Raw genomic sequence first — 23,308 nt, forward strand, 5'->3', positions numbered from 1 at the left:
CACATTTCGTCTACCGACGAGTAAGGGGTGCCCCGCAGCCGTCAGCCCAGGGGTGAGGGCAGCCGCGTGGTGTCGGGGGCGAGCGGATCGCTGCTCACCGTCCCCCGCACGCGGGCCAGGGCCGCCATGAGGTGGTAGACCACGAGCGTGGCCGCGGTGCCGAGGGCGATGCCCGCGAACTGCAGCCCGGAGGCCTCCCACGTGTAGTCGGCGACCCCGATGATCATGGCCACCGCGGCGGTGGTGAGGTTGACCGGGTTCGAGAAGTCCACGCGGTTCTGCACCCAGATCCGCACCCCGAGCATGCCGATCATCCCGTACAGCACCGTGGCGGCTCCGCCCAGCACTCCCGCGGGGACGGTGGCCACGGCGGCGCCGAAGACCGGGAAGACGCTCAGCAGGATCGCCACGCCGGCGGCGACCCAGTAGGCCGCCGTCGAGTAGACGCGGGTGGCCGCCATGACGCCGATGTTCTCGGCGTAGGTCGTGGTGCCCGAGCCGCCGCCCGAGCCGGCGATCACGGTGGCGAGGCCGTCGGACATGATCGCGCGCCCCATGTACGGGTCGAGGTCGTCGCCGGTCATGAGGGCAACGGACTTCACGTGCCCGATGTTCTCGGCGACCAGCACGAGGATGACGGGGACGAACAGGCCCATCAGGGGCAGGTGGAACTCGGGGGCCTGGAACGGGGGCAGCCCGAAGAGCCCCTGCTCCTGCCACGCGGCGCCGACCGCGGAGAAGTCCACCTCGCCCCGGACCACCGCCGTCAGGTAGCCGATCAGCACGCCGAGCAGGATCGACAGCCGGCCGGGCAGGCCGCGGAGGACCACCGAGATCAGCACGATGGACGCCAGGGTCACGAACCCGGTGACCGGGGAGGCCATGAAGTTGTCCTTCGCGGACGGCGCCAGGTTGAACCCGATGAGCGCCACGATGGTGCCCGTGACCAGCGGCGGCATGAGCTTCTGGAGCCAGGCCGTGCCCGCGAACTGCACCACCAGGCCGATGAGGAACAGCGCCGCGCCCGCCATGAGGACTCCGCCCAGCGCGCCGCCGGGGCCGTACTGGTTCATCGAGGCGGTGATGGGGGCGATGAACGCGAAGGACGAGCCGAGGTAGGACGGCACCCGGCCCGCGGTGATCACCAGGAAGAGGATCGTGCCCACGCCGGAGAAGAACAGCGTGGTGGAGGGCGGGAAGCCCGTGATCAGCGGCACCAGGAACGTGGCGCCGAACATGGCGACCACGTGCTGCGCGCCGATGGCGACCGTGCGGGGCCAGGTGAGCCGCTCCCGCGGCCTCACGACCTCCCCGGCGGTGACGGTGCGGCCGTCGCCGTGGAGGCGCCAGCCCAGGCCGAGGCGGGTGGCGGTGGTGGGTCCGGGCACGGGGGAACTCATGCGGGTCTCCTCGACGGCGGGGTGGGAGCCCGGATCCGGGCCTCCACCACTGTACTCGGTGCCCCCGCCGGGCGGAGAGGGGCCCCGGGCCCGGTGCCCGGGCGGTGTCGGACGCCGTCCATATGATCAGCACGGTGATGGTCACTATGATGGAGGGCGATCAGCCGCACCGTCCGGACAGGAGTCGACACATGCGTCAGCCACAGCCACGAGGGCCGCTCGGCGAGGACCTCCTCGCGGTGCTCCAGGAGGAGCCCGGCACCCCCGGGGCCGAGGCCCGGGCCGGGGCGCTGCCGGCGGCCGCCCGTGCCGCCGTGTCCCGCGCGGACGGCGTGCTCGCCGACGACGACGTCCAGCTCAGCCTGTTCGTCCTGCACGCCTTGCACTACCAGGGCGTCGACGGGGTCGACGACCGCTGGGAGAGCGACCCCGAGCTGCTGCGCGCGCGGGAGGTCCTCTCCGGTGCGCTCGAGGCGCAGCTGCGCGCCGAGCTGCCCGCCGACACCGTTCCCGGCACGCCGCAGTCGGTCGCCGACGCCCTGTTCGCCATGGCCGCCGACGACGACGGCCCGAGCCTCGCGCGCCACCTCTCCGGCCGGGCGGACGCCGGGCAGGCACGGGAGTTCCTGCAGCTGAAGTCCGTCTACCAGCTCATGGAGGGCGATCCGCACACCTGGGGCATTCCGCGGCTGAGCGGCCGGGCGAAGGCCGGCCTCATCGAGATCCAGGTCGACGAGTACGGCGGCGGCAACGCCCTGCGCATGCACTCGGCCCTGTTCGCGGCCGGGATGCGCGAGGCCGGCCTCGACGACTCCTACGGCAGCGCCGTCGACCGGGTGCCCGCCGAGTGGCTCGCCGGGTTCAACACCGTCACGATGTTCGGTCTGCACCGCCGGCTGCGCGGCGCGGTGGTGGGGCACCTGGCGATGTACGAGATGACGTCCTCCGTGCCCTCCAAGTTCCTGGCGCGCGGCTTCCACCGCCTGGGGCTGCCCGCCGCGGCCGCCTTCTACGACGAGCACGTCGAGGCCGACGCCGCCCACGAGCAGATCGCGGCCCGGGACATGGCCGGGGGCCTCGTGGTCGAGGACCCCGCCGTCGCGGCGGACGTCTTCTTCGGCGCGCGCTGCGTCCTGCACCTGGACGCGCTCGCCGCCCGCCAGGCGCTCGCGCGGTGGGAGGCGGGGGAGTCGGCGCTGCGCCCGGCCACGGCGGAGCCGTCCCGGCGCGGCGCCGCGGAGCTCGTCCGGTGAGCGGGGAGCACCGCCCCGAGGGGTCCGGGGCGGCCCCGGACCCCGGCTCGGCCCCCGGTCCCGCGCCGCTCCCCGGCCCCGCCCCGGTCCTCGATCCCGGGCCGGCCGCGGCTGCCGGGGCCGGTGAGCCGGTGACGATCACCGTGTGTCCCGACGGCCCGCTGCTGGTGCGGGGAGGCTATGAGCTGCTGGACGGCGACGACCGGCCCATCGACCCCGGGCGCGCCACCGTGGCGCTGTGCCGCTGCGGGGCGTCGTCCATCAAGCCGTTCTGCGACGGCTCGCACAAGCGGGCCCGATTCCGGGCCCGCTGAGGCTCAGCGGCGCGGGCCCGGTTCCCGCAGCAGCCACTGCGCGAGCTGGTCCAGTGCCATGCCCAGCAGGCCGATGACGAGGATCACCACGAGCATCTCGTCGTAGGCCAGCCGGTCGCGGGCGTTGAGGATCTCGTAGCCCAGACCGCTGCTGACCCCGAGCATCTCGGCCGGGACGATCACCACCCACGAGATCCCCAGGGCGAGCCGCACCCCGGTCATGACGTACGGCCGGATGCTGGGCAGCACCACGGTGCGCAGCCGCTCGGCCGGGGTGGCCCCGAGCGTCTCGGCGACCCGCAGGTGCAGCGGGTCCAGGGCCTTGACGCCCGCGGCCGTGTTCATGGTGATCGGCCAGATCGCGGCGGCGGCCACGAGGAAGATCACGGGGGCGTTGCCCACCCCCAGCAGCGCCACGGCCACCGGCGCCCAGGACAGCGGGGAGACCATGCGCAGGAACTGCACCACCGGGGCGCTGGTCCACCGGAAGCGGCGGTAGGAGCCGATGAGCAGGCCCAGCGGCACGCCCAGGCCCGTGGCGACGGCCAGCCCGCACAGCAGGCGCCACAGGCTCGTCAGACCGTCCTGGACCACCACCCCCCGCTCGACCAGCGAGGCCACGGCACCGGGCATGCGCTCGGGCTGGAAGGCGGCGATCATGGTGTTCGCCCCGGCCGCGGCGTGGGTGAACGCCCACCACACGGCGATCGTGACAAGCACCCCGAAGACCCCCCAGGCGGGGCCCGTCCAGCGGGACCCGGTGCGCCGGGCCGTCCGCGCGGGAGCGGACCCGGCCGGGCCGGGCCGGGGGGGACCGGTGCGGGACGGGCCGGTGCGGGCGACGTCGTCGAGGTCGGTGGGGGTCCCCGGGACGTGCTGCGGGGCGGGGTGCGGCGCGCTCATGCGCTGATCTCCTCGGTCCGGGTGGTGCCGGTCAGGCCGAAGGCGCCGAGGCCGCCGGCCTTCTCGATGCTGCGGGTCACGAGCGTGTCGTCGACGAGCTCCTGGTGGACGAGCGCCGGGTCCAGTCCGTCGAGGAACCCCGCCGGGGCGTCGACGACGGTGTCCTGCATGGCGCGCACCAGCTCCTCGGTGAAGCTCGCGTACGGGTAGGGGCGGAAGTCCAGGCGCTCGCCGTGCCAGCCCGGGTGCTGCAGCGCGTCCTCGTGCTCGGCGGCGGAGTAGGTCAGGGCCTGCTCGATCACGGGCCGGGGCTGGGGGAGGTAGCCGGCGGCCAGCAGCGCCGCGGTCTCGGGGCGGTTCTGCCGGGCCCAGGCCTGGGCCCGGACGAGGGCGTCCATGAAGCCGGCGGCGTGCGCGGGGCGGTTGCGGAGGAGCTCGCCGCGCATCATGGTCACACAGCACGCGTGGTCGCGCCACACGTCGCCGAGGAACCGGTGGATGTGCCCCACCTTCCGCGCCTCGGCGGCGGCGTTGAACGGGTCGGCCACCACGTACCCGCCGATCACGCCGTTGTTCAGCGCGGGGAGCATGTCCGAGGGGGCCATGGGCAGCAGGGCCACCGTGCGCCGCGCCCGGGACGGGCTCTCGCGCATCACCGGGGTCAGGCCCGCGGCGCGCAGCAGCTTCTGGACCACCACGTTGTGCACGGACCACCACGCCGGGATCGCCACGGACTCCCCGGCCAGGTCGCCGACCTCGGCCACGTCCGGGCGGACCGTCAGCGCGGAGCCGTTGGTGTGGTTCCACGCGGTGATGCGCACGTCGGCCCGCAGTCCGTAGCGCATGTACAGGGCCATGGGCATCAGCAGGTGGATCGCGTCCACCTTGCCGGCCACGAACGCCTCGGACAGCGACGACCAGCTGCGGAAGAGCACGGGGTCGGCCACCGGGACGGCGGCGTCGTCGTAGTACCCGTTCGCGTGGGCGACCAGCAGGGGGGAGGCGTCCGTGATCGGGAGGTAGCCGATCCGCACCGGGCGCTCCGGGTCCGCCGAGCCGCGGGCGTCCTGCTGGCTGCCCGCGTAGAGGGAGCCGGCGCCCCAGCCGAGCCCGGTGAGGGCCGCGGCCCCCGCCCCGGCCCGCAGCAGGACCCGCCGGCTCGGCCCGCCGGCGCTCATATGACCCAGTTCCCGAGGCCGTCGTCGGCCCCGCGGTAGTGGGCGAGGATCTGCTCGGCCGTCGTGCCGTCCTGCGCCGGCACCCACTGCTGCCGGAACCCGCGCGGACCGGCGAAGAAGCCGATCCGGTCGCCGAGGGTGATGGCCTCGTCGACGTCGTGCGTCACGAGGAAGACCGTCAGGTCGAGCTCGGTCGCGAGCCCGCGCAGCCACAGCTGGAGGTCCTTGCGGGTCGCCGGGTCCAGGGCGCTGAACGGCTCGTCGAGCAGGAGCACGTCGGGGCGCACCGCGAGCGCGCGGCCCACCGAGACGCGCTGGGCCTGCCCGCCGGAGAGCTCCTGGACGGGGGTGTGCGCCAGCGGGGCCAGGCCGAGGATCCCGAGCAGGTCGTCCACGCGGGAGTCCTCGAAGCGGTCGCGGTTGCGCCGGTACCGGCCGCCGAGGGCGATGTTCTCGCGCACCGACAGCCAGGGGAACAGCCCGGGGTCCTGGAAGACGACGGCGAAGCGCTCGTCGGCCCTGCCGAACTCGATGCTGCCACCGTCCAGGGGCTCGAGCCCGGCGATCGCCCGCAGCAGCGTGGACTTCCCGGACCCGCTGGGGCCCAGCACCGCGAAGGTCTCGCCGTTGCGCAGGGTGAGGTCCACCCCGTCGAGGGCGGGGGCGGCGGCTCCCGGGTAGCTCTTGCGCAGCCCGCGGACGGTGAGCGCGGGCGCGGCGCGGCTCAGGCCAGGTTCTGCAGCACCCACCGCAGGTGTCCTTCCGTGGGGGACTGGACGGGCAGGAACGCGGCCTCGCGGGCCCGGCGCGCCGTGGGGCAGGACATGGCGTAGCCGCGCCCGCCCACGATCTTCGCCTCGATCCGGGTGGCCCGGCCCGTGAGCAGTCCGGCGTCCAGCCGGAGGGAGAACAGCTCCCGGGGGCCGGCCTCCCGGGGCGTCTCGGCCAGGCGCAGCAGCTCGGCGCGCAGGCGCCGGTACTCGGCGGTGGCCTCCTCGAGCTCCTCCCGGAACACCTCGGCGACGCCCTGCAGGGCCTCGTGCGCGGCGGTCAGCGCGGCGGCGGAGAGGCCGAGGCAGAACGCGGTCTGCAGCAGCAGGAACGGGCCGCGGACGGCGGCGAGGAAGGACGGGACGTCCTCGCTCAGCAGGTCCTCGGCGGGGTCCACGGCCACGGCCTCGAGCACGAGCACGCCCGAGGCCGTCGCGTTGAGCGCCATCAGGTTCTCGAGCAGCCGCACCCTCACGCCGGGCGCCGAGACCCGGGTCCGGACCACCACGCGCGTGCCGTCCTCGCGGACGGCGGGCAGCACCACGACGCCCTCGGGGTACAGGTTGGAGGCCCAGGGAACGGTGCCGTCCAGGACCGGACCCGACGCGCCGGCGCTCAGCGTCACGGGGATCTCCCCGATGCCGGCCGCGTCCTTGAAGGCCGGCGCCATCGCCGAGCAGCCGGGCACGGCCCCGGACCGCACGTCCTCGGGGATCTCCGTCCCCGTGGCGGCGAGGTACTCGACGGTCGCCCGGTGGGCCCACAGGGAGAACGCCGTGGCGGTGCACTCGGTGGCGAGGTCGAACACGACGGCGGCCTGCGGTGCCAGCGACCCGGTCAGGCCGAGGTCCAGCAGTCCCCGGGCGCCCATTTCGCGCAGGGTCTCCAGCGGGGAGGCGGCGGCCGAGTCGACGTCGCGGGCCCGGGCCGCGGCGGTGCGGCGGACGAGGTCGTGGTCCGGGTAGTCGACGAGCGGCGCGAGCAGCGGCCGGCTCCCGGGGGCCGGCGCACCGGCCGCGGACGGGGATCGCGTGGACTGGGTCATGGTGGTCCGTTCTGCCGGGGGAGTGCGGGGCGGGGCCGGCCCGCACGGCGGGCGGGCCCGGGGTGGGAAGCACGACACGGCGGTCCCCGGCTCGTGGGGACCGCCGTGCCGTCGGGTGCTGCGACCCCTCAGACGTTGAGCTTGAACAGCCGGTCGAACGGGGTGCCCACGGCCTGGCGGGCGCGCTCCACGGACGCCTCGTCGGGGGCGTTGTAGAAGCACAGGCACTTGGCGGTGTCCTCGCGCACGTAGGTGCGCAGGAAGGAGACCTCGGGGACCTCGGCGTACTTCGGGGAGTTGGCCTTCTTGCGCGCCAGGTACTGCTCCATGGTGATCTCGGCGGGGATGTCCCACTCCACCAGGAACTGGGCGTCGCCCTTGAGCTTCTTGATGTCGTCGAGCTCGGCGCCCACGAGGCGGACCGCGTCGGGGCCCGTCACCTCCGCGGCGGCGTCCCCGGCGGCGGTGCGCACCGTCTGGGCGAGGTCCTCGGCGCTGTCGGCCTCGACGATCACGAACACCCGTCCGTGGTCGGCCGTGACCTGGGACTCGATGAACTCGGCGCCCGCCGCGGAGACGGCCTCGGAGACCGTGGCGATGAGCTGGGTCACGGCGTCCTTGGACGCGGAGGCGGGAACGATCTCGAGCAGGTGGAGAGACATGGGGTTCCTTCCGGAAGGGGCGGGGCTGCGACGTCGGAGCCGCTCGGGCACTCCTGCCAGGCTAGGCTCCCGCCCTCGGAAGGTCCCGGAATCCGTCACACTTCGCAACATGGGGTTCCTGTGCGGGTCCTCCTCGCCCCACGGGTCCGTCCGGTGGACAATGCGCCCCCGTCCGTCCGCCGGCACGCGCCACCGCTCTCCGGTCGCTAGCCTGGGGGAGTGCGCGCGGAAGAACTGAACCGGTCCGTCCAGGACTGCCTCAAGACCGTCTGGTTGGCCCAGGAGTGGTCCTCGGACGCCGTGACGACCACCGGGCTCGCCCAGCGGCTGGGCCTGTCCCCGTCCACCGTGTCGGAGGCCGTCAAGAAGCTCACGGCCCAGGGGCTCCTGAGCCGGCCCGCCCACGGCGGCATCGCCCTCACCGACCGCGGCCGGGACGTCGCCGTCCAGATGGTGCGGCGCCACCGGATCCTCGAGGCGTTCCTCACCGGCCACCTCGGCTACGCCTGGGACGAGGTGCACGAGGAGGCCGAGGTCCTCGAGCACGCCGTGAGCGAGAGGTTCGTCGCCCGGCTGGATGCCCTCCTGGGCCACCCGGAGCGGGATCCGCACGGCGACCCGATCCCGCGGCGGGACGGCACCGTGCCGTCCGCCCCGGCCGTGCTCCTGGCCGACGTCCCGCCGGGCAGCCCCGTGGTGGTGGCCCGGGTCTCGGACGCGGACCCGGGCGTGCTGCGACGGCTCGGGACCGCCGGCATCCGGCCCGGGACGGAACTGGTGCTCGGCGAGCACCGGTCCCGAGCGGTGCCCGTGGTGGTGGACGGGGGCGTCGTCGAGGTCGACGTCCTCGCCGCGGAGGCGGTCTGGGTCCGGCTCCGGGACCGTCCCGGACCGCCTCCGGGGCCCGTCAGGAGATGACGCCGTCCACGAGCGCCTTGGCCTCGCGCTGGACCTGCTGCAGGTGCTCCTCGCCGAGGAACGACTCCGCGTAGATCTTGTAGACGTCCTCCGTGCCGGACGGCCGGGCCGCGAACCACGCGTTCTTCGTGGTGACCTTCAGCCCGCCGATCGCCGCGCCGTTGCCGGGGGCGTTGGTCAGCTTCGCCGTGATCTGCTCGCCGGCCAGGGCGTCCGCCTCCACCTGGGCCGGGGAGAGCTTCTTCAGGGCGGCCTTCTGGTCCCGGCTCGCCGGGGCGTCGATGCGCTGGTAGACGGGGGCGCCGAACTCCTGGGTGAGCTCCGCGTAGCGCTGGGACGGGGTCTTCCCGGTGCGGGCCGTGATCTCCGAGGCCAGCAGGGCCAGGATGATCCCGTCCTTGTCGGTGGACCACACGGAGCCGTCCCGGCGCAGGAAGGACGCGCCCGCGGACTCCTCGCCGCCGAAGCCGATCGAGCCGTCCATCAGCCCGGGCACGAACCACTTGAAGCCCACCGGCACCTCCACGAGCTCCCGGCCCAGGGAGGCCGCCACCCGGTCGATGATCGAGGAGGACACCAGGGTCTTGCCGACCCCGGCGTCCGGGGACCAGCCGGTGCGCTCGCGGAAGAGGTAGTCGATCGCCACCGCCAGGTAGTGGTTGGGGTTCATCAGCCCGGCGTCCGGGGTCACGATGCCGTGGCGGTCGGTGTCGGCGTCGTTGCCCGTGGCGATGTCGTACTTGTCCCGGTTGCCGATGAGCGAGGCCATGGCGGACGGGGAGGAGCAGTCCATCCGGATCTTCTCGTCCCAGTCGAGCGTCATGAACGCCCACTGGGGGTCCACGGCCGGGTTCACCACGGTCATGTTCAGTCCGAAGCGCTGGGCGATCTCGCCCCAGTACGCCACGGAGGCCGAGCCCATGGGGTCCGCGCCGATGTGCAGGCCGGAGTCGCGGATCACGTCGAGGTCGACGACCTCCGGCAGCGTCCGCACGTACTCCTCGAGGAAGTCGTAGCCGCCGGTGGTCTCCGCCGCCCGCGCCTGCGCCAGGGAGACCCTGCGGACCCCGGACATGCCGTTCTCGAGGAACCGGTTGGCGCGCTGGGCGATCCACTCGGTGGCGTCGGAGTCCGCGGGGCCGCCGTTGGGCGGGTTGTACTTGAAGCCGCCGTCGCCGGGCGGGTTGTGCGAGGGAGTGATGACGATGCCGTCGGCCATCCCCTCCGCCCGGCCCGTGTTGTGGGTCAGGATCGCGTGGGACAGCGCCGGGGTGGGCACGTAGCCGTCCCGGGAGTCCAGCAGGACGGTGACGTCGTTGGCGGCCAGCACCTCGAGCGCGGTGTCCTGCGCGGGCCCGGACAGGGCGTGGGTGTCCTTGCCCATGAACAGCGGGCCCGTGATCCGCTGGCCGGCGCGGTACTCCACGATGGCCTGCGTGATCGCCGCGATGTGCTGTTCGTTGAACGAGGCCTTGAGGGACGAGCCCCGGTGCCCGGACGTGCCGAACGCCACGCGCTGGTCCGGGTCCAAGGGATCGGGCACGACGTCGGTGTAGGCGTCGAGGAGCTTGCCGAGGTCGACGAGGTCACTGGGTTGGGCGACGGTGCCCGCACGGTTGGTCATGGCGCCCAACCTACCGCCGGGCGGCGGGCGCGCGGGGGCTGGCACGCGATCGGGTCGCCAGGTTTCGTGCTTCGCGCCGGTTCGTGGGACGCCCTGCGACAGAGGCCCGGGCGAGGGCTGGAGGAATCGTGGCCGGTGGGACAGGATGAGGGCACCAGACAGGGCAGGACCGAACGAGGAGGCCGGCACCATGAGCGACGCACCCGACGAGACGACCGAGGGCACGGGCAAGGGCCCGGAGGGCACCGTCCCGGACAACGAGCAGGGCATCGGGCTGACCACCGACGAGAACGCCACCGGTTTCGAGCCGGAGGAGGACCCCGAGGCGGCCACCGACCCCGACGAGGACCCCGAGGAGGAGGCCCTGGGCCACTCCTAGGCCGCGGGGCGGGGACCGGGGAGGCCCTGGTCCTCGAGCTGGGCGACGACGGCGAGCAGCTGCGCCTCTGCGCTCGGGCGGCCGATGAGCTGGACGCCCATGGGCACGACCGGCCCGTCGTCGTCGCCCGCCGCGCGGGTCCACAGCGTCGGGACGGTCACCGCGGGCAGGCCCACGACGTTCACGACCGAGGTCCACGGCGTGTAGCCGCACTGGCGCCGGTAGTCCTGGTCCGCGCCCGCCGGGTCCGCGAGGTCGTAGCCCTCCCAGTACCAGCCCAGCGGGCGCGGTGTCATGGCCAGTGCGGGCGTCAGGACCAGGTCCCAGGCGCCGTACGCGCGCACCACGTCCTGCTCGACGCGGCGCAGGACGCCCACGGCCCGTGCCAGCTCGACCGCCGACCGGCGCAGGGCGCGGGCCCGGAAGGCCCCCGCGAGGCCGGTCAGTCTCCCCGCCCGGTCGTCGTCCAGCGGGGCCGTGCCCATCGAGGTGGTCCACACGTCGAAGAAGGCCCCGGGGTACTCGGGGTCGTAGGACAGCCCGGCCTCCCCGACCTCGTGCCCGGCGGACCGCAGCCGGGCGACGCCCGCGTCGAGGGCGGCGCGCGCCTCCGGGGAGACCTCGATGTCCTGGGCCGAGTCGAACGGGGAGGCGGTGCTCACCCCGATCCGCAGCGGCCGGTCCCCCCACGGGAGGTCGCCCCGCCGTGCCGCGCGCACGGCGTCGAGGAAGGACCCCTGCGGGGCGGCGCGGACCGCCCGCTGCACCACGTTGCCGTGCGCCGGGCCGGGCGCGGGGGAGCACAGGACGTCGAGCAGCAGCGCCGCGTCCTCGGCCGTGCGGGCGAGGGGCCCGTTCACCACGAGCTGGGCGGCGTCCGACTGCGCGTCCGCGGTGGGCACCCGGCCGCGGTTGGGCTTGAGCCCGACGAGCCCGCACACCGCCGCCGGGATGCGCACCGATCCTCCGCCGTCGGAGCCCGGCGCCACCGGGAGCAGGCCCGCCGCCACGGCCGCCGCCTGGCCGCCCGAGGAGCCCCCGGCCCCCGTCGACAGGTCGTGCGGGTTCCGGGCGGGCGGGGCCACGAGGTTCTCGGAGTAGCAGTTGAGACCGAACTCGGGCACCTGGGTCTTGCCCAGGCACACCGCGCCGGACGCGCTCAGCACGGCCGCGAGGTCGTCGTCGGCCTCGGCCACGGGCGCGCCGCCGCGTCTCCCGGTCACGGCGGCGGAACCGTAGGTGGTGGGCATCCCGGCGACGTCGTGCAGGTCCTTCACCGCGAGCGGCACGCCGTGCAGCGGTCCGCGCGCGGCCCCGGCGGGCAGGGCGTCGAGCGCGCGTGCCCGGTCGAGGGCGAGGTCCGCCGCCACGTGGACGAACGCCCCCAGCGCCGGGTTGCGCTCCGCGATCCGGGCCAGGAAGTGCTCGGCGGTCTCGACCGCGCCCAGGTCGCCGCGTGCCAGCGCGTCCCGCAGCTGCGCGGCGCTGAGGTCTCCGATCGGGGTCACGGCGGCTCCTGTCCGGGGTCACGGCGGCTCCCGTCCGGGGGCCGCAGGGCACGGAGCCCAGGCTAGTAGGCTGACGGCTGTCCGGGCGCCCCCGGGCGCCCCCAGGTACCTCGACCCCGCAGGAGATCCCCGTGCCCACAGCCCATGCGCCCCGTCCCGCGGTGATCCGCGCGGCGACGGCGGCCGTCCTGCTCCTGGCCCTCACCGGCTGCTCCTCCGCCGACCGGGACTCCGCGGCCGGCCCCGGGCAGGACGCGCCGACGTCCACCGCCCCGAGCGGCCCGGCGGCCTCCGGCGGCGCCTCGGCCGCCACCGTCCAGGAGACGTGCGCCCGCGTGCTCGAGACCGTGCGTACCGCCCCGGAGCAGCTGCGGGAGGACCCCGCCGGACTGTTCACCGAGGTCGACGAGCTCGCCGCCACCGCCCCCGACGAGCTGTCCGGGCAGCTCACCTCCGTCCGGGAGGCCGTCGCCGGCTTCCGGCAGGGCGAACGCTCCTTCATCAGCGTGGTCCAGGAGGTCAGAGGCCTGCAGGAGCGCTGCTCCGGCTGACACCCACCGCGCCGAGGGGTCGCGTTCGGCACCCCGGGCGCGCGAGGGGTCGCGTTCGGCGGGAATGGGTGGCGCGGAGGGTCCGGCAGCGACCCGTCGGTGATGGAGACGTGCGGAACCCGCCCCCTCGCCGTGGATGGGCGGAAGGACACCGAGCAGCGCAACCGCACTCCACCGGGGCGCGATGACGGTCCGGGAGGGCGGGACCGCACCACTCCGTGTGCTCGCGCCGTCCTCCGCCCGTCCACGGCGGTCATGCTCTCGTCATGCGACACCCCGGCCCCTTGCCGCCTGAGCTCCGTGGAATCGGCTTCTCACGTCAGGAGGCCCTGGCACTGGGCGTCGCGGAGCACCGGCTCCGGGACTCCGACCTCACCAGTCCCGTCGGCAGGGGAGTGCGGGTCCCCGTCGGCTGTCCCGCTCCTCTGCTGGAAGCGGCACGGGCACTGACCCGCCGGTATCCGGGGACGGTGATCAGCCACCGCTCCGCGGCGCTGCTCCACCGGCTGAGGGTTCCCGCCCGCTGGCAGCGGTCCTCGGAGCTGTGGCTCACGCGCGCCGACAACTCGAGGGCCCTGAGGCGGCCAGGCGTCGTCTGCCGGAGGGGGCGCCTCGGTCCGCACGAGGTGGTCCTCGTCCACGCCGTGGCCGTCACGTCACCGGTGCGCACGTTCCTGGACGTCTGCGCCGAGCTCACGGTCACGGAGGCAGTGGTGCTCGCCGACGGACTGATCAATGCCCACCGCCACGGGATCCGCCGGGCCGTGGCCGCGGTGTGCCGACCGGACGAGCTCGAGACCGGAGTGCGGGAGCACGCCGGGCGGCGTGGCATCCGTACGGCACGCGCCGCGGTCGAGCGGACGCGGGCAGGGTCGGACTCGCCCGGCGAGACACGGCTGCGGCTGCTGCTCGAGGACCACGGGATCCGGGGCCTGGTGCTCGACCATCCTCTGCTGGGGCCCGACGGGACGCTTCTGGCACAGCCGGACCTCGCCCTGGAGAGCCACCGGCTGAGCCTGCAGTACGAGGGTGGCCACCACGACCGGGCGGAGCAGCGAGTGGTGGACATCAGGCGGTTGCGGGCCACGGAGTCGGCGGGGTGGCGTGAGCTCCGGATCTGCGCTCACGACCTGCACCGGCACGCGACGACGACGCGGGGCCGGGTGCCGGTGGCGGTCGCTCTGGTGTGGGAGGCCATGGGGATCGCGCACCGCCTGTGACGGGGCCGAGCCGGAGTGCCCGGGGCGAGGGGTCGCGACCGGCCGACCGCCACGCCGAGGGGGCCCGTCCGAACGGAATGTGACTGTCCGACCGTGCGAACGGGCCCCCTCGGCGTGAGGGTGGTGCTGAACGAGGCCCCTCGATGCTCGCCTAGGCCGCCGCGTTGCGGACGGCCTGTGCGAGCACCTGCAGGCCGTCGCGCAGCAGCTCCTCGCCGATGACGAGCGGCGGCAGCAGGCGCACGATGTTGCCGAAGGTTCCGCAGGTGAGGATGATGACGCCCTGCGCGAGGCACTCCGCGGCGATCGCCTTGGCGGCGTCGGCGTCGGGCTCCGTGCCGCCGGGCCGGACGAACTCGAGCGCCATCATGGCGCCGCGGCCACGGATCTCGCCCACGATGCCGGTCTCCTCGGCCACCGGAACCAGCTCCTCGCGGATGATCTCCTCGACCCGGCGGGCGCGGGTGACGAGGTCCCACTCCTTGATGGTCTGCAGCGCGCCGAGGGCGGCGGCGCAGGCCACGGGGTTGCCGCCGTAGGTGCCGCCGAGGCCGCCGGCGTGGACGGAGTCCATGATCTCGGCGCGACCGACCACTCCGGACAGCGGCATGCCGCCGGCCACGCCCTTGGCCACGGTGATCAGGTCGGGGACGACGCCCTCGTGGTCCACGGCGAACCACTCGCCGGTGCGCGCGATGCCGGACTGCACCTCGTCGACGACGAACACGGCGCCGTTGTCGGTGCACCACTCGGACAGCGCGGGCAGGAAGCCGTCGGCCGGCACGATGAACCCGCCCTCGCCCTGGATGGGCTCGATCACGACCGCGGCCACGTTCTCCGCGCCGACCTGCTTCTCCACCTGGAGCAGCGCCCGGCGGGCGGCCTCGGCGCCGGTCATGCCCTCCGGGTCCCGGAACGGGTAGGACACGGGTACGCGGTAGACCTCGCCGGCGAACGGGCCGAAGCCCTGCTTGTAGGGCATCACCTTGGCGGTCATCGCGAGAGTCATGTTCGTGCGGCCGTGGTAGGCGTGGTCGAACACGACGACGGCCTGGCGGCCGGTGTGCACGCGGGAGATCTTCACGGCGTTCTCGACGGCCTCGGAGCCGGAGTTGAACAGCGCCGCCTTCTTCGGGTGGTCGCCGGGGGAGAGCTCGGCGAGCTTCTCCGCGACGGCCACGTAGCCCTCGTACGGGGTGACCATGAAGCAGGTGTGCGTGAAGTGCGCCACGGCCTCCTGCACCTTGGCGACCACGGCGGGGGCGGAGGCGCCCACGGTGGTCACGGCGATGCCGGCGCCGAGGTCGACGAGCTGGTTGCCGTCGACGTCGAGGACGATCCCGCCGTCGACGTCCGCGGCGTAGGCGGGCACGGAGGAGGCGACTCCGGAGGCGACGGCCGCGGCCCGCCGGTCGGACAGCTCGCGGGACTTCGGGCCCGGGAGGGCGCCGTCGAGGCGACGGACCTGCTCGAGCCGGTACTGGATCTCGGTCACGACGAGATCTCCTTTCGATGGGGACGGGACGGTGGGGACGGGACGGGTGGGACGTGCCTGCGCGGACGCGGACGTCGACCAGGCGTGCTCCGGCACGGGACGGCGGTCGTCGCAGGCGGCTGCGACGACCGCCGTCCCGGGGCCGGGATCGTGGGTCAGGACCTCAGGCGGGGGTGCCGGTGCCGGGGTTGGGGAGGTCGGCCCAGGGGTTCTCCACGCCGATGTACTGGGTGGTGGTGTACTCGGCCAGGCCCTCGGCCCCGCCCTCGCGGCCCAGGCCGGACTGCTTGACCCCGCCGAAGGGGGCGGCGGCGTTGGAGATCACCCCGACGTTGAGGCCCATCAGGCCGAACTCGATGCGGTCGCCGATGCGCAGGCCGCGGGAGATGTTCTCGGTGAACACGTAGGAGGCCAGACCGTACTCGGTGGCGTTGGCCAACTCCACGGCCTCGTCCTCGTCGGTGAAGGTGACGACCGGGGCGACGGGGCCGAAGATCTCCTCGGTCACCGCGCGGGCGTCGACGGGGACGTCGCGCAGCAGGGTGGGCTGGAAGAAGTAGCCGGGCCCGTCCACCCGCGCCCCGCCGACGACGACCTTCGCCCCGCGCTCGACGGCGTCGGTGACGAACTCCTCGACGGAGTCGCGGGCCTTGGCCTCGACCATCGGGCCCACGCTCACCCCGTCGTCCACGCCGTTGCCCACGGTCAGGGCGGCCATCTTCTCGGCCATCTTCGCCACGAACTCGTCGACGACCGACTCGTGCACGAGCAGCCGGTTGGCGGCGGTGCAGGCCTCGCCCATGTTGCGCATCTTCGCGGCCATCGCCCCGGTGACGGCCTTGTCGATGTCGGCGTCCTCGAAGACGATCAGCGGCCCGTTGCCGCCGAGCTCCATGGAGGTGCGCAGCACGTTGTCGGTGGCCAGCTTCATCAGCTGCTTGCCCACCGGGGTGGAGCCGGTGAAGGAGACCTTCCGCAGCCGCGGGTCCGCCATGATCGGCTCGGAGACCGCCGCGGCGGACTTGGAGGAGACGACGTTGAGCACCCCGGCCGGCAGGCCCGCGTCCAGCATGAGCTGGGCGAAGTACTGGGAGGTGAGCGGGGTCAGCCGGGCGGGCTTGAGGATCATGGTGCACCCGGCGGCCACGGCCGGGGCGACCTTGCGGGTGGCCATCGCCAGGGGGAAGTTCCACGGGGTGATCAACAGGCACGGGCCCACCGGCTTGTGGGTGACCAGCATCCGCAGGGTGCCCTCGGGGGACTCGGTGTAGCGGCCGTAGTCGCGCACGGCCTCCTCGGCGAACCAGCGCAGGAACTCCCCACCGTACTTGACCTCCCCGGCGGCCTCGGCCAGCGGCTTGCCCATCTCCAGGGTCATCAGCAGGGCGAGGTCCTCGGCGCGCTCCTGCACGAGGTCGAACGCGCGCCGCAGGATCTCCGAGCGCTCCCGGGCGGGGGTGCGGGCCCAGGACTCCTGGGCATCGGCGGCGGCGTCCATCGCGGCCTGGGAGTCCTCACGGGTGGCCGAGGCCATCCTCGCGATGACCTCGCCGGTGGCCGGGTTCTCCACCTCGAAGGTTCCCCCGTCCGAGGCGTCGCGCCACTGACCGTTGATCAGCAGCCCCGTGGGGGTCTTGGCGAGGACCGCCTCGATGCGGTCGGTCATGCCGGTGGCCGCGGGGGCCTTGTCCGTGGTGCTCATGTATCAGCCTCTCTGGTCGACGCGCGCCGGGCCACCGGGCACCGGTGGCGCTGCGCTGCGTCAAGGGGTTCATCGGACGGGCGGGCGACAGCACTGGGCCCGCCCGTCCATCGTAGGACTCCGGACGGGCTCCCCCACGGGGACGTCGTCACCGGGTGACGCCGAGCCGGGGCGGAGCCGGCGCCGAGGGGCCGCCACGGTCCCCCGACTGCTCCAGGCTAGCGCCGGGGTCACCCAGCAAGATGCTGAACCTTCGAGACGTTGTTGTGCACAGTGCACAGAGGAACGACGACGGGCTACGGAGCCGACCGGTCGGGGCGGTCGGACAGGCGCAGGGCGATCCACAGTTCCGCACGCAGCTGCGGGTCGTCCACGGACCGGCCGAGCGCCTCCTCGATCTCCTGCAGCCGTTGCTGCAGGGTGTTGCGGTGGATCCCCAGGGCCTCGGCCGTCCCGCTCCGGTTGCCGTTGTGCGCGAGGAACGTGCGCAGCAGGGCCGGCAGTCCGGCCCGGTCGACGGGACGCAGCAGCTGCCGCGCCCAGGCCCGGGCGGTCTCGGGCGGCAGCAGGCCGGCGACGCCGCCCGCCACGAGTTCGTCCCACGTGCCGACGCGCTGACGGTCCGTGGTGCGCTCCAGGGCCTCGCGGGCCTCACGGTCGCTCGCGTCCGTCTCGTGCACGGCCGACGGGCCGCCGATGCCGGCCCGCAGCCCTGAGGCCTCGACGGCGGCACGCACCTCGGCCAGCCGCTCCGGGAGGTCCTCCAGCAGCACCGCGGCGGTCTGCTCCCCGTCGGGCTCCGTGGCCGGCGCCCCGACGAGCACGGGTCTCGTGCCGTGGGCCGTGCGCGACTCGAGTCGTCGCACGCCGTCCCGGAGCGCCTCGGCGCCACCGCGCAGGCGGGCCACCCGCACCCGGGGCGCCGTCGACCACGTCGTGTCGTCCGCCACCCCCAGCAGCGCGTCCGCCGACCGCACCTCGCCGCTGAGCAGGAGGGCGAGAGCCCCCGCACGGACCCGGCGGCGGAACAGCGCCTGCTCCGCGGCGCGCTCCGCGTGCAGCGAGAGCAGGGCCACGGCGGTGGCGATCACGCCGGTCCGGACGGGATCGACCGGGCCGGCCAGGGCCACCACGAGGTAGCTCTGGGGGACGCCGTCCACTCCGAGGGGATGGACGACCACCGCGCCCGCCGGGCCGGACTCGCTCAGGGACCCGCGCAGCCCGGCCGGGCGCAGCCGGTCGAGGAGCTCGGGCAGCGTCCGGCCCGCGGGCAGCTCGGGCAGTCCGGGTGCGGAGCGCTCCACGATCCGGGCGTCCGCCGCGCAGACCCCCGCCCATCCGCCGCCGAGCACCGACACCAGCGTGCGGACCACGCGGGCCGGTCCGTTGCGCCCCACCGCGGCCCGGGTCAGGCTCCGCTGCTCCGACAGCATCGCCTCGAGGGCGGTGCGCGTCTCGGCCGCCCGCATCTCTGCCGCGGCGCGGATGATGCCCAGGAAGGGTGTGCGCTCGGGCACCCTGAACAGGGTCAGCCCGGCGTCCCGGCACGCGGCGGCGAGATCGTCCGGCACACGGAGGTAGGACAGCTGTCCGCCCACGCCCAGGCCCAGCGCCACCACGCCCCGGTCCGTGAGCCGGCCGACGTACTCCGTCCAGGAGTGCGCCCGGGCGGAGGTGTGGATGCCGGTCAGCAGGAGGACCTCGCCACCCTCGAGGTAGGGGGTGGGGTCGGCGAGCTCGCTGGTCACCACCCAGCTCACCGGAAGGTCGGTGGCCGCCTCGACGACGGTCTCCAGCCCGAGCCCGGGAAGGCCGAGCACCTGGGCGACCGTGACCATGGGCAGTCCTCCTCTTCCTCGGCGCGCCGGGGACAGCCTAGAGCAGCGGTCCCCGGCGCGGCGGCCGCCTCAGCTCCGCTGCCTGCGGCGCTCGACCTCGGCGACGAGCCGGTGCTCGGCGTCGGGGCCCGGCTGGATCCCGGTGGGGATGCGCAGCAGGAACACGAGCCCCAGCAGCCACCACAGCCCGAAGATCGTCCAGGCGGGCGCGCTCAGGAAGGCGGGCATCCCGGGCAGGTACAGGCTGATCAGGGCGAGGCACAGCACGACCGAGAGCACGCCGATCACCGTGCCGCCGTGGCCGCGGCCGCCGATCCGGAAGGGGCGGTCCATGCCCGGCTCGCGCCGGCGCAGGATCACGAAGACCACGGAGACCAGGGCGTAGGCGATCACGATGGACGGGGAGCCGGAGTCCACCAGCCAGCCCAGCATCTCCGCGCCGAAGAACGGCGCCACGAAGGAGAGGACGCCCACGAAGAGCAGGGCGTTGGCCGGAGTCCTGTACTTGGGGTGCAGCCGGCCGAACCACTGCGGGACCATCCGCGAGTTCCCCAGCGCCCAGAGCAGGCGGGACGCGCCCATGAGGAGGGAGTTCCAGGACGTCAGGATGCCCGCGATGCCTCCGGCGATGAGCAGGTTGGCCACGATCGTGCTGTTGAACATGGCCCCCATGGCGTCGGCGACGGCGATGTCGGCGACCGCGATGTCCGCTCCCGACATCGCCGAGGACGTGGTGAGCACGACCATGACGTACCACGCCGCGGCGAGCAGGACGGAGATGATGATGGTCCCGCCCAGCTGCTTGGCCGGCAGGTGCATCTCCTCGGAGACCTGGGGAATGACGTCGAAGCCGACGAACAGGAACGGGACGGTGACGAGCACGAGGAAGAAGCCGGCGGTGCCGCTCGTGAAGAACGGCTCCATGGTGGCGACCGAGCCGCGGGTGAACGCCCCGAAGATCATCATGAGCCCCACGATCAGCAGGAAGAGGATCACGAAGATCTGGACCATCGACGCGTGCTTGACCCCGCGGATGTTGATCGCGGTGATGACGACCGCGGTCAGCGACCCCACCAGCGCCCAGGTCAGGTTCACCTCGAAGCCGGCGACGGTCCACAGCGGGATCTGGCTCAGCCCGGGGAAGATGTACTGCAGGGTGCGGGGCACCGCCACGGCCTCGAAGGCCACGATGGTGATGTAGCCACCGGTGATGGCCCAGGAGCCCACGAACGCCCAGCGCGCGCCCATGCCGCGCATGAGGTAGTTGTGCTCCCCGCCGGCGTACGGCATCGCGGCGACGAGCTCGCCGTAGACGAGTCCCACGACGGCCATGATGAGCCCGCCGGTGACGAGGGCCAGTACGGTGCCCATGGTCCCGGCCTCGGCCAGCCAGTCACCGGTGAGGATGACCCAGCCGAAGCCGATCATCGCGCCGAAGCCGAGGGCGATCGCGTCGAGGCGGCCGAGGACCTTCTTGAAGCCGTGGTCCTCGCGGTCCGGGGCGTCGGGCCCCGCGCTGCGGGGGTCGATGGTGCTCATGGCAGTTCTTCCTTCTGTCGAGGACACCCGGACGAGGTGCCTGGTCGGACCCGCCGCACGGCGCTCCCGGCGGCGAGGGCACAATCTATACACGGATTGTTTCGTTCCTGTGTGCTGCCTGGAAGCCCCCGGGCCGGGATGACCCGGCGACGGGCCGGCCCCGGTGCCCGCGCACTAGGCTGTTCCGAGAGAACCCGTTTCCGACGAGAGGACCCTGACGATGGACAACCTGGACAACCTGCCCAGCGCCTCGGTGGAGGAGATCCCCGAGGGCGCGCGCGTCCTGGACGTGCGCGAGGACGACGAGTGGGCGGCCGGGCACATCGACGGCGCCCAGCACATCCCGCTCCGGCAGCTCCCGGAGCGCTACGGCGAGGTGCCGGTGGACGAGGACGTGTACGTGATCTGCCGCTCCGGCGGACGCTCCCTGAAGGCGACCGCGTACCTCCAGCAGTACGGCTTCGACCCCATCAACGTCCTGGGCGGCATGGGGGCGTGGATGGACGCCGAGAAGCCCATGGTGTCCGAGACGGGCGAGACCCCGAACGTCCGTTGAGGTACGCCTACCTCGGCCCTGCCGGCACCTTCACCGAGGCCGCGCTGCTGAGCGTGGAGGGCGCCCGGGAGGCCGAGCGCCGCCCCGTGTCCTCCGTGCCCGTGGCCCTCGCGGCCGTCCGCGCCGGCGAGGTCGACGCCGCCATGGTGCCCATCGAGAACTCCGTGGAGGGCGGCGTGACCGCGACGCTCGACGCCGTGGCCACCGGCAGCGAGCTGCGCATCGTCCGTGAGGCGCTCGTGCCCATCAGCTTCGTCCTCGTGGCCCCGCCGGGCACGACGCTCGCCGACGTCCGCACGGTCTCCACGCACTCCCACGCCTGGGCCCAGGTGCGGGGCTGGGTGGACGAGCGGCTGCCGGGCGTGGACTACGTCCCGGCGTCCTCCACGGCGGCCGCGGCGCTCGCGCTGCTCCCCGGCGGGGCGGGCCACGAGGAGCCGGCCTCCCGGGCCGGCTTCGACGCCGCGGTCTGCTCGCCCGTGGTCGTCGAGCAGCACCCCGAGCTCGAGGTGCTGGCGGAGGACATCGGCGACAACCGGGCCGCCGTCACCCGGTTCGTGCTCGTGGCCCGGCCCGAGGCGCCCCTGCCGCCGCGGACGGGTGCGGACCGGACCACGCTCGTCATCCCGCTGTGGGAGGACCGGGCCGGGGCCCTCATGGAGATCCTCGAGCAGTTCGCGACCCGGGGGGTCAACCTCTCGCGGATCGAGTCCCGGCCCACGGGCAACTTCCTCGGGGAGTACTTCTTCAGCGTGGACGTGGACGGGCACATCCTCGACGCCCGGGTGGCGGACGCCCTCGAGGGGCTGCGCCGCGTCTGTCCCAGCACGCGCTTCCTCGGCTCCTACCCGCGCGCCGACCACAAGGTGGCGACCGTCGCCCGGCACCACTCCGACGGCGCCTTCCGCGAGGCGGAGGCCTGGGTCGCGGCCCTGCAGGGACGCGACCACCGGAGCCCGCGGCCCCTGCCCGCACCGGGGGCGCCGGGCCCCGCGTAACGGAAGGACGTGCACCGCACCCCCGCTTGTTCACGAATGCGAATACATGCACCATGGGGGTGCGGGCGCGTCCGTGCCCGCGATCTTCAGCCGGTGTCGATCGACCCCCCGGGTCGGGACCGAGCCCGACCGGAGGTGCCACCATGCCTGCTCCCGCCGTCCGCCGTCTCGCCCTCGCCGCAGCACCGGCCCTCCTGGCCTGCGCGCTCGCCGCCCCACCGGTTGCGGCGGCCGAGCCGCCCGCGCCCACCCAGGTGGTCCGCGTCGAGGCCGGTCCGAGCCCCGTCGTCGGCGACCCGCAGACCGCCGACGCGCTCGACCTCGAGCCGGCCTCCCGCGTCGTCCCGGAGCCGGGCGCCCCGCTCACGGACCGCGGGCAGGGCCCGCTCCTCGCCGTGGGACTGGCCGTGCTCGCCCTCGTGGGCGCGTTCGTCGCGGGCCTGAGCCGCCGGCCCGACCCCGCCGACTGACCCGCCGCCCCGGGGTGACGGTCCCCGCGGCCCCGCGGGCGTCAGTCGCCCTGGGAGGGCGGGACCCGCACGGACAGCGCGCCCGGGAGGATCTCGGACTCGAACCCGTGGATCCGCCCGGTGCCGTCCCCGTCCATCTGGGACTCGATGGGCTCGTGGAACTCCACGCGCACCTTCTGCGCGGCGAAGAACTCGATCACGGGCAGGTCGCGCCGCTGCCGGAACACGACCTTGGCGGCCATCATCGCCCACTCCAGGGTGCTGCGCGGGGACATCACCACGAGGTCCAGCACGCCGTCGTTGATCTTCGCCTGCGGCACCAGGATCATGCCGGCGGTCAGGATCCCGCAGTTGGCGGCCATCACGGAGCGGACCCGGCGGCTCTGCCACTCGCCGTCGTCGATCCGGAAGCGGGCCCACCGCGGGGGCGCGAACAGGTGCCGGACCCCGGCCTCCCCGTAGGCCGCCCAGCCGACCAGCTTCTTCAGCTCGTCCCGGGTGTCCGTCATGATCTGGGCGTCGAAGCCGGCGCCGCCCATGACGCAGAAGGCGTGGTCCTCCACCGTCCCGCCCTCGAGCTCCACGCGGAACGTGGCCATGTCGATGGCGCGCTCCGCGCCGAAGAGCGCGATGTCCACGTTGCGGTGCGGGTCGCCCAGGTCGGCGCCCAGGTTGCGGGCCAGGAGGTTGCCGGTGCCCAGCGGGATGAGTCCCAGCGGGGTGTCGTGGCCGACCAGCGCCTCCGCCACGGCCCGGACGGTGCCGTCGCCGCCGGCCGCGATGATGAGGTCGGCGTCCTGCTCGAGCGCCTCCCGGGTCATGGAGGAGCCGGGGTCGTCCTCCGCGGTCTCGAGGAACACGGGGTCGGGGAACCCGCCCTTGCGGCACCCGATGATGATGGCGTCCCGGGCGACGTCCGCGTCGGCCTTGATGGGATTGATGACGACGGCGACCCGTTTGGGGGCCACGGGAGTGGCGGTCACG

22 protein-coding genes are annotated in these 23,308 nt (G+C 74.1%); 9 read left to right on the top strand and 13 right to left on the bottom strand.

Annotation, left to right across the window (positions count from 1 at the left end; all coding sequences use genetic code 11):
- Positions 1-41: 41 nt before the first annotated feature.
- A complete protein-coding gene (locus ACFYE3_RS13055) occupies positions 42-1,400 on the bottom strand; it encodes a uracil-xanthine permease family protein (protein ID WP_387609841.1) in 1,359 nt (452 codons plus the stop codon).
- 191 nt (positions 1,401-1,591) lie between these two features.
- On the opposite strand from ACFYE3_RS13055, the gene ACFYE3_RS13060 reads away from it, so the two are divergent.
- Both ACFYE3_RS13060 and ACFYE3_RS13065 read left to right on the top strand, forming a co-directional pair.
- Positions 1,592-2,653, top strand: coding sequence for an iron-containing redox enzyme family protein (locus ACFYE3_RS13060; RefSeq protein ID WP_387609842.1), 1,062 nt, complete (start codon positions 1,592-1,594; stop codon positions 2,651-2,653).
- The gene (locus tag ACFYE3_RS13065; RefSeq protein ID WP_387609844.1) at positions 2,650-2,967 is read left to right on the top strand and encodes a CDGSH iron-sulfur domain-containing protein; all 318 of its coding nucleotides are present in this window, start codon (positions 2,650-2,652) and stop codon (positions 2,965-2,967) included. The genes ACFYE3_RS13060 and ACFYE3_RS13065 overlap by 4 nt, the downstream gene beginning before the upstream one ends.
- A gap of 3 nt (positions 2,968-2,970) precedes the next feature.
- Here ACFYE3_RS13065 and ACFYE3_RS13070 read toward each other — a convergent pair whose 3' ends face one another.
- The 5 genes from ACFYE3_RS13070 to ACFYE3_RS13090 all read right to left on the bottom strand — a co-directional run bounded on the left by ACFYE3_RS13070 (position 2,971) and on the right by ACFYE3_RS13090 (position 7,526).
- Entirely contained in the window at positions 2,971-3,870 is a 900-nt protein-coding gene (locus tag ACFYE3_RS13070) for an ABC transporter permease (RefSeq protein ID WP_387609845.1), read from the bottom strand.
- Positions 3,867-5,048, bottom strand: a complete 1,182-nt coding sequence (locus ACFYE3_RS13075) for an ABC transporter substrate-binding protein (RefSeq protein WP_387609848.1) — start codon at positions 5,046-5,048, stop codon at positions 3,867-3,869. The genes ACFYE3_RS13070 and ACFYE3_RS13075 overlap by 4 nt, the downstream gene beginning before the upstream one ends.
- The gene (locus tag ACFYE3_RS13080) at positions 5,045-5,797 is read right to left on the bottom strand and encodes an ABC transporter ATP-binding protein (RefSeq protein WP_387609849.1); all 753 of its coding nucleotides are present in this window, start codon (positions 5,795-5,797) and stop codon (positions 5,045-5,047) included. The genes ACFYE3_RS13075 and ACFYE3_RS13080 overlap by 4 nt, the downstream gene beginning before the upstream one ends.
- Entirely contained in the window at positions 5,773-6,864 is a 1,092-nt protein-coding gene (locus tag ACFYE3_RS13085; protein ID WP_387609851.1) for an acyl-CoA dehydrogenase, read from the bottom strand. Before ACFYE3_RS13085 ends, ACFYE3_RS13080 begins: the two co-directional genes overlap by 25 nt.
- 128 nt (positions 6,865-6,992) lie before the next feature.
- Positions 6,993-7,526, bottom strand: a complete 534-nt coding sequence (locus tag ACFYE3_RS13090) for a nickel-binding protein (protein ID WP_387609852.1) — start codon at positions 7,524-7,526, stop codon at positions 6,993-6,995.
- Positions 7,527-7,745: 219 nt separating this feature from the next.
- Here ACFYE3_RS13090 and ACFYE3_RS13095 point away from each other — a divergent pair, with 219 nt between their 5' ends.
- Positions 7,746-8,444: a metal-dependent transcriptional regulator gene (locus ACFYE3_RS13095; protein WP_387609854.1), complete on the top strand. Its 699-nt coding sequence runs from the start codon at positions 7,746-7,748 to the stop codon at positions 8,442-8,444.
- On the opposite strand, the gene pgm is transcribed toward ACFYE3_RS13095, so the two are convergent.
- Positions 8,434-10,068, bottom strand: coding sequence for a phosphoglucomutase (alpha-D-glucose-1,6-bisphosphate-dependent) (gene pgm, locus ACFYE3_RS13100; RefSeq protein ID WP_387609856.1), 1,635 nt, complete (start codon positions 10,066-10,068; stop codon positions 8,434-8,436). The two genes, ACFYE3_RS13095 and pgm, sit on opposite strands and share 11 nt — an antisense overlap.
- Before the next feature lie 190 nt (positions 10,069-10,258).
- Between pgm and ACFYE3_RS13105 the strand changes: the two genes are divergently transcribed.
- Positions 10,259-10,447 (top strand): hypothetical protein, encoded by a 189-nt coding sequence (locus tag ACFYE3_RS13105; RefSeq protein ID WP_368832476.1) that lies wholly within the window; start codon positions 10,259-10,261, stop codon positions 10,445-10,447.
- Here the strand turns inward: ACFYE3_RS13105 and ACFYE3_RS13110 are convergent.
- Complete coding sequence (locus ACFYE3_RS13110; protein ID WP_387609858.1) at positions 10,444-11,955, bottom strand: amidase; 1,512 nt, start codon at positions 11,953-11,955, stop codon at positions 10,444-10,446. The two genes, ACFYE3_RS13105 and ACFYE3_RS13110, sit on opposite strands and share 4 nt — an antisense overlap.
- A gap of 131 nt (positions 11,956-12,086) precedes the next feature.
- Here ACFYE3_RS13110 and ACFYE3_RS13115 point away from each other — a divergent pair, with 131 nt between their 5' ends.
- Positions 12,087-12,506, top strand: a complete 420-nt coding sequence (locus ACFYE3_RS13115; RefSeq protein WP_387609861.1) for a hypothetical protein — start codon at positions 12,087-12,089, stop codon at positions 12,504-12,506.
- A gap of 284 nt (positions 12,507-12,790) precedes the next feature.
- Positions 12,791-13,726, top strand: coding sequence for a hypothetical protein (locus ACFYE3_RS13120; RefSeq protein WP_387806129.1), 936 nt, complete (start codon positions 12,791-12,793; stop codon positions 13,724-13,726).
- 151 nt (positions 13,727-13,877) lie between these two features.
- On the opposite strand, the gene gabT is transcribed toward ACFYE3_RS13120, so the two are convergent.
- From gabT to ACFYE3_RS13140, 4 genes are all read right to left on the bottom strand, one after another.
- Complete coding sequence (gene gabT, locus ACFYE3_RS13125) at positions 13,878-15,221, bottom strand: 4-aminobutyrate--2-oxoglutarate transaminase (RefSeq protein ID WP_387609864.1); 1,344 nt, start codon at positions 15,219-15,221, stop codon at positions 13,878-13,880.
- Positions 15,222-15,384: 163 nt separating this feature from the next.
- On the bottom strand, positions 15,385-16,923 hold the full coding sequence (locus tag ACFYE3_RS13130) for an NAD-dependent succinate-semialdehyde dehydrogenase (protein WP_387609865.1): 1,539 nt from the start codon (positions 16,921-16,923) through the stop codon (positions 15,385-15,387).
- 296 nt (positions 16,924-17,219) lie between these two features.
- Complete coding sequence (locus ACFYE3_RS13135) at positions 17,220-18,761, bottom strand: PucR family transcriptional regulator (protein ID WP_387609867.1); 1,542 nt, start codon at positions 18,759-18,761, stop codon at positions 17,220-17,222.
- A 69-nt stretch (positions 18,762-18,830) separates the two neighbouring features.
- Positions 18,831-20,300 (bottom strand): APC family permease, encoded by a 1,470-nt coding sequence (locus tag ACFYE3_RS13140; protein ID WP_387609868.1) that lies wholly within the window; start codon positions 20,298-20,300, stop codon positions 18,831-18,833.
- A gap of 220 nt (positions 20,301-20,520) precedes the next feature.
- Between ACFYE3_RS13140 and ACFYE3_RS13145 the strand changes: the two genes are divergently transcribed.
- The 3 genes from ACFYE3_RS13145 to ACFYE3_RS13155 all read left to right on the top strand — a co-directional run bounded on the left by ACFYE3_RS13145 (position 20,521) and on the right by ACFYE3_RS13155 (position 22,324).
- On the top strand, positions 20,521-20,856 hold the full coding sequence (locus tag ACFYE3_RS13145) for a rhodanese-like domain-containing protein (RefSeq protein ID WP_368820900.1): 336 nt from the start codon (positions 20,521-20,523) through the stop codon (positions 20,854-20,856).
- Positions 20,853-21,854 carry a prephenate dehydratase gene (gene pheA / locus ACFYE3_RS13150; protein ID WP_387609871.1) on the top strand — a complete coding sequence of 334 codons (1,002 nt, stop codon included), beginning with the start codon at positions 20,853-20,855 and terminating at the stop codon, positions 21,852-21,854. Before ACFYE3_RS13145 ends, pheA begins: the two co-directional genes overlap by 4 nt.
- A gap of 143 nt (positions 21,855-21,997) precedes the next feature.
- Positions 21,998-22,324 carry a hypothetical protein gene (locus ACFYE3_RS13155; RefSeq protein WP_387609874.1) on the top strand — a complete coding sequence of 109 codons (327 nt, stop codon included), beginning with the start codon at positions 21,998-22,000 and terminating at the stop codon, positions 22,322-22,324.
- A 41-nt stretch (positions 22,325-22,365) separates the two neighbouring features.
- Here ACFYE3_RS13155 and ACFYE3_RS13160 read toward each other — a convergent pair whose 3' ends face one another.
- Positions 22,366-23,307, bottom strand: coding sequence for a diacylglycerol/lipid kinase family protein (locus ACFYE3_RS13160; protein WP_387609877.1), 942 nt, complete (start codon positions 23,305-23,307; stop codon positions 22,366-22,368).
- Between the last annotated feature and the right edge of the window lies 1 nt (position 23,308).

Origin of the sequence: Kocuria arenosa, assembly GCF_042879215.1 — a bacterium.
GTDB classification, from domain to species: Bacteria; Actinomycetota; Actinomycetes; order Actinomycetales; family Micrococcaceae; genus Kocuria; species Kocuria arenosa.